This is a genomic window from Brevundimonas sp., assembly GCF_036399195.1.
GTDB lineage: Bacteria > Pseudomonadota > Alphaproteobacteria > Caulobacterales > Caulobacteraceae > Brevundimonas.
On the sequence record NZ_DASWNO010000174.1, the window covers coordinates 1 to 5,795 of the forward strand.

The following is a 5,795-nucleotide window of genomic DNA, read 5'->3' on the forward strand; positions in this document are numbered from 1 at the left end:
GAGGCGCAGAAGGGCGGCTACGACGTCTATGTGGTCGATCGCATGATGCCGCGGCTGGACGGCATCGGCATGGTCGAAACCCTGCGCAAGGACGGCGACCAGACGCCGGTGCTGTTCCTGTCGGCGCTGGGCGAGGTCGACGACCGCGTCGCGGGGCTGAAGGCCGGCGCCGACGACTATCTGGTCAAGCCCTACGCCTTCTCCGAGCTGATCGCCCGCGTCGAGGCCCTGTCGCGCCGCCGCGAGACGGGCTCGGTCGCCACCATGCTGAAGGTCGGCGATCTGGAGATGAACCTGATCTCGCGCAACGTCTATCGAGCGGGCCGCGAGATCGACCTGCAGCCGCGCGAGTTCCAGCTGCTGGAGTTCCTGATGCGGCACGCCGGCCAGTCGGTGACCCGCACCATGCTGCTGGAGAAGGTCTGGGAATACCATTTCGACCCCCAGACCAACGTCATCGACGTCCACATCAGCCGCCTGCGCGCCAAGATCGACAAGGGCTTCGACCGCGCCATGCTGCAGACCGTGCGCGGGGCGGGGTACCGGCTCGAGCCCTGAGATTTCTGAAACGCATTCTCCCTCCCCCTCCGGGGGAGGGTGGCTGGCGCGAAGCGACAGCCGGGTGGGGAGGGCTCGGCGAGATGGCCATCATTGCTCGCGCCCGCGCGATGCGGAAGCAGATGACGCTGGCGGAGGCGCGGCTGTGGACCCGCCTCCGCCAGCTCCGTTCCGAGGGCCTTCATTTTCGTCGTCAGGCTCCGCAGCGCGGCTATATTCTTGATTTCGTTTGTCTGGATCGCGGACTGATCGTGGAAGTGGACGGCTCTTCCCACCTGACAGACGATCGCGCCCGGCGGGACAGGGTGCGGGACGCCGTGCTGGCGCGCGAGGGGTTCCTGACGCTGCGGTATTCGAACGAGATGGTCCGTGACGAGATCGAGCGCATCCTTGACGAGGTGCGGTTGCGCCGAGCCCTTCTCACCCGGTTGGCGCTGCGCGCCAACCACCCTCCCCCGAAGGGGGAGGGAGAGGCAGACGGGCGGGCGTCATGAAACTCCCCTCGCTCCTCCGCCGCACCCCCTTTCGGCTGACGCTGCTGTTCCTGGCGCTGTTCGCGGCGGCGGCGAGCGCGATCCTGGCCTATGTCTATTTCGCCTCGGCCGACGAGGCGCGCACCAAGGCCGAGCGGGACGTGCAGGCCGAGGTGGAGGTGCTCACCGGCATCTATCAGGCGCGCGGCATTGACGCCCTGAACCGGGCGCTGATCGACCGAACGCTGCGGGACAGCGCTTTCGTCTATCTGCTCATGAACCCGGACGAGAGCTGGGTGACGGGCAGCCTCACCGTCTCGCCGATCGAGAAGATGGAGGGCGATCGGCAGTGGATCACCTTTCCCTTCACCGACACGGACGCCGAAGGCCGCGTGACCCGGCCCCAGGTGCGAGGGGTGCAGCAACGTCTTTCGGGCGGCGAAATGCTGCTGGTCGGCCAGTCGATGAGCGACACCGAGGCCTATCTGGCGCGCCTGACCCAGGCATTGTGGACGGCCATGGGCATCGTGCTGCTTCTCGGCGTCGCGGGCGGCCTTCTGGTCAGCCGCAACCTCGAGAAGGCCATGGGCCGGCTGAACAAGGTCGTCACGGCGGTGCAGGAGGGCGATCTGAAGACCCGGGTGCCGGTGAGGAACTCGGGCGACGAGCTGGACGAGTTGGGCGCGGGGCTGAACACCATGCTGGACCGGCTCGAAGGGTCGATGGCCTCGATCCGCCACGCCGGCGACGCCATCGCCCATGACCTGCGCTCGCCGCTGACCCGGATGCGCGCCAAGCTGGAGGTGGCGCTGATGGACGCCGAGGCCGGCAAGATCGACGGCGTCGACGCGGTGCAGCTGGCGCTGGACGAGGCCGACTCCCTGCTGAAGACCTTCAACACCGTGCTGGCCATCGCCCGGCTGCAGGCGGCGGCGGGCCGCACGCCCGATCCGAAGGTGTTCGACGCCGCCGACCTCGCCGCCGACATGGCCGAGCTGTACGAGCCCGCGAGCGAGGACAAGGGACTGGAATTCTCGGCCGAGATCGAGCGCGGCCTGCTGGTCGAGGGCAACCAACCGTTCCTCGCCCAGGCGCTGGCCAACATCATCGACAACGCCATCAAATACACGCCGAAGGGTGGGGCGGTGATGCTGCGGGCGCGGCGGCGCTCGTCGGGCGAAGTCGAATACTCGGTCACCGACACAGGCCCCGGCGTGCCCGAGGGCGACCGCGAACGCGTCATCGAACGCTTCGTCCGCCTCGACAACAGCCGCACCGAGGCCGGGTCGGGGCTGGGCCTGTCGCTGGTCGGGGCGGTGATGGAGGCCCACGGCGGCCGCATCATCCTCGACGAGGGCCCCGGCGCCTACGGCGGCTTCGGTCCCGGCCTGCGTGTGGCGCTGGTGCTGCCGGCGGCGAACGGATGAGCTCTTTCCACTCCCTTCCGCTCATCCCCGCGAGGGCGGGGACCCAGTCCTGTCCAGCGGGACGCTGGCGTTTGAGGGCAAACGGCTGCGCGGAACGCATGCCCACCGATCTTCCAAAGCACTGGGTCCCCGCTTTCGCGGGGATGAGCGGAAAATAGAGTGGGCACGCTCGGCACGCTCGGCCTAGAGATGACCCCCTGCGGACCGGTGGTCGATGCGGACGCGGCCGCCCGCGCCCACGAACGGCTCTCGGAAGCAGCCGCGGAGGGGGGCTGGCTTGAAACGCTCGACGCGGCCTGGCCCGCGCTGGCCCCGGTGTTCGCCGCCTCGCCCTATCTGTTCGGCCTCGCCCGCCGCTGGCCCCACCAACTGAGGGCGGTTCTGGAGGACCACCCGGACGTCAGGCTGGCCGACATTCTGGCGCGCACCGCCGCGCTCGCGGGCGGTGTCGACGAGGCGCGCGTCCCGTTGCGACGGCTCAAGGGCGAACTGCATCTGCTGACCGCCCTGTGCGATCTCGGCGGGGTCTGGGATCTGGACGCGGTCACCGGGGCGCTTAGCGGTTTCGCCGACGCCTCGGCGCAGGCGGCCCTGCGGGCGGTGGCCCACGACCAGCGCGAACGCGGCAAGCTGCTGTCCGCCGCCGACGACCCCTACGGCCCCATCCCCGGCCTGTTCGGTCTGGCCATGGGCAAGCACGGCGCGTTCGAGCTCAACTATTCGTCCGATATCGACATCAGCCTGTTCTGGGAGCCGGAGGCGCTGGAGAGCGCGCTGGCGGAGGGCGTCGAGCCGCAGCGGTTCGCCGACCGCGCCGCCTACGCCTTCGCCTCGCTGATGCAGGAGCGGACCGGAGACGGCTATGTCTTCCGGGTCGATCTGAGGCTGCGCCCCGATCCATCCTCGACCCCGCCCGTCGTCGCCACGCCCTTCGCCCTGACCTACTACGAGGGCGTCGGCCAGAACTGGGAGCGTGCCGCCTTCATCAAGGCGCGGGCCATGCTGGGCGACGTCGCCGCCGGGCGCGGATTCCTCAAGGCGCTGACGCCCTTCATCTGGCGGCGCAGCCTCGACTATCCCGCCATCCTCGACATCCAGTCGATCAAGCGGCAGATCCACGTCCACAAGACCGGCGACGGTCTGGAGGCGGCGGGGGCCAATCTGAAGCTGGGCCGCGGCGGCATCCGCGAGATCGAATTCTTCGCCCAGACCCAGCAACTGATCCTCGGCGGCCGCGACCCGGCCCTGCGCAGCCCGCGCACCGTCGAGGCGCTGGCCCTGCTGAGGGACGCCGGTCATCTGGACGCCGACGCCTGCGCCGAACTGACCGCGGCCTATGAGCGGCTGCGCGGGCTGGAGCACCGGGTGCAGATGCTGGACGACGAGCAGACGCACATCCTGCCGCAAGACTCCGCCCGCCGCGCCGCCGTCGCGGCCATGGCCGGGGAAGGCGATCTGACCGCCTTCGACGCCTCGGTCGAGGCCCTGCTGATCGGGGTGAATCGCCGCTACGGCCAGCTTTTCGAGGGCGAGGAGGCGCTGTCGTCGCCCTATGGGTCCCTGGTCTTCACGGGTGTCGAGAACGATCCCGAGACCCTGGCGACGCTGGCGCGGATGGGGTTCGCGGAGCCGGCGGGCGTGGCCGATACGATCCGCAGCTGGCACCACGGACGTATCCCGGCCACCCGCTCGGCCCGGGGACGCGAGCTGTTCACCCGGTTGGCCCCGCGCCTGCTGACGGCGCTGGCAGACACGGGCGCGGCGGACGCGGCCTTCCGCCGGTTCGCGGTGTTCTTCGCCGGCCTCAGCGCCGGGGTGCAGGTGCAGGCGCTGTTTCTGGCTCAACCGAAGCTGTTCGAGCAGGTGCTGGGGGTGATGGCCTTCGCCCCGCGTCTGGCGCGCACCCTGGGCCGCTATCCGGCGGCGCTGGACAGCATGATGGACGCCCGCTTCCGCCGCTTCATCGACGAGGAGTCAGGGCTGGCGGAGCAACTGCGAGCCGACGTCGCCGCCGCGCCGGATTTCGAGTCCGCGCTGGACGTGGCCCGCCGGGTCCACCGCGAGCAGATGTTCCGCATCGGCATCCAGACCCTGACGGGGCGGGCCGACCCCGAAGCCGCGGGACGCGCCTACACCGCCCTCGCCGACGCCGTGATCACCGCCCTCGCTCCCGCCGCCATGGCCGAGGCGGAACGGCAGGGCGGACGACTCTCCGGCGGTGCGGTCGCCATCGTCGCTCTCGGCAAGGCCGGTTCGCGCGAGATGACGGCCAGCTCCGACCTCGACCTGATGACCGTATACGACGCCCCTGCCGAGGCGGTGTCGGACGGCAAGGGCTGGGCGGCGGGAGTGTTCTATTCGCGCTTCACGCAACGGCTGATCGCGGCCCTGTCGGCGCACACCGCCGAGGGCGGGCTGTACGAGGTCGACATGCGGCTGCGGCCCGGCGCGGCCAAGGGGCCGGTGTCGCTGAGGCTGTCGGCGGTGGAGGACTACTACTCCGGCGAGGCCGACACCTGGGAGTTCATGGCCCTGACGCGGGCGCGGGTGGTGTGGGCCGACGATGCGGCGTTCGCCGCGCGCGTCGGAGCGGCGGTCGAGGCGATCCTGCGTAAGCCGCGCGCGGGCGTGGATGTGGCCAGCGACGCCCGGCGGATGCGAGATCTGATGGCGCGGGAGCGGCCCGCGCACGGCGACTGGGACCTGAAGCTGGTTCATGGGGGTCAGGTCGACGCCGAGTTCGTGGCACAGACGCGACAGCTGATCGCCGCGCCGGACGGCGGCCGCTTGACGGTGTCAACGCTGGAGGCGCTGTCGGACGAACCTGACCTGGCGGGCGCGTGGCGGCTGCAGCAGGCGCTGAACCAGATCCTGAGCGCGGCCTTCGACGAAAAGCCGGATCCGGACGCCGAGCCCGACGGGTTCCGCAAGCGGCTGGCCGAGGCGGCGGGCGAGGCCGACTACGGGTCTCTAAAGGCGCGGCTGCACGAGGCGAGGTCGGCCGCGCGGGCCGCCTTCGAGCGGGCCCTGCCGGAGCCGAGCGACGGAGACTGAGGTCAGGGCCGTTTCACTCTCCAGACAGGGGATTGTCACGGCCGCGTCGGGCGGCCCTGGAGATCATCGTGAAGAACACCATCATCATCGCGGCCGCCATGGCCGTTCTCGCCGCCGGCGCCGCCGCGGCCCAACAGGCTCCGGCCGCGCGCGGCCTGCGCGCCGACACGGACGGCGACCGCCGCATCAGCCAGTCTGAATTCGTGGCGCGCCGCGTCGATCGCCTAACCGCCGCCGACGCCAATCGCGACGGCTCGGTGACCGCGGACGAGCGCCGCGCCGT

General features: G+C 70.6%; 5 protein-coding genes. All 5 read left to right on the plus strand.

Annotated features, from left to right (window positions below; genetic code table 11):
• The coding region (locus VGB60_RS08160) for a response regulator transcription factor (protein ID WP_331037773.1) at positions 1-558 on the plus strand (558 nt) is incomplete at its 5' end.
• Positions 559-641: 83 nt separating this feature from the next.
• The gene (locus tag VGB60_RS08165) at positions 642-1,052 is read left to right on the plus strand and encodes an endonuclease domain-containing protein (protein WP_331037774.1); all 411 of its coding nucleotides are present in this window, start codon (positions 642-644) and stop codon (positions 1,050-1,052) included.
• Positions 1,049-2,458 carry a HAMP domain-containing sensor histidine kinase gene (locus VGB60_RS08170; RefSeq protein ID WP_331037775.1) on the plus strand — a complete coding sequence of 470 codons (1,410 nt, stop codon included), beginning with the start codon at positions 1,049-1,051 and terminating at the stop codon, positions 2,456-2,458. The genes VGB60_RS08165 and VGB60_RS08170 overlap by 4 nt, the downstream gene beginning before the upstream one ends.
• Before the next feature lie 189 nt (positions 2,459-2,647).
• The gene (locus VGB60_RS08175; protein ID WP_331037776.1) at positions 2,648-5,512 is read left to right on the plus strand and encodes a bifunctional [glutamine synthetase] adenylyltransferase/[glutamine synthetase]-adenylyl-L-tyrosine phosphorylase; all 2,865 of its coding nucleotides are present in this window, start codon (positions 2,648-2,650) and stop codon (positions 5,510-5,512) included.
• A gap of 68 nt (positions 5,513-5,580) precedes the next feature.
• A partial coding sequence (locus tag VGB60_RS08180; RefSeq protein WP_414644496.1) for a hypothetical protein occupies positions 5,581-5,795 on the plus strand: 215 nt, incomplete at its 3' end.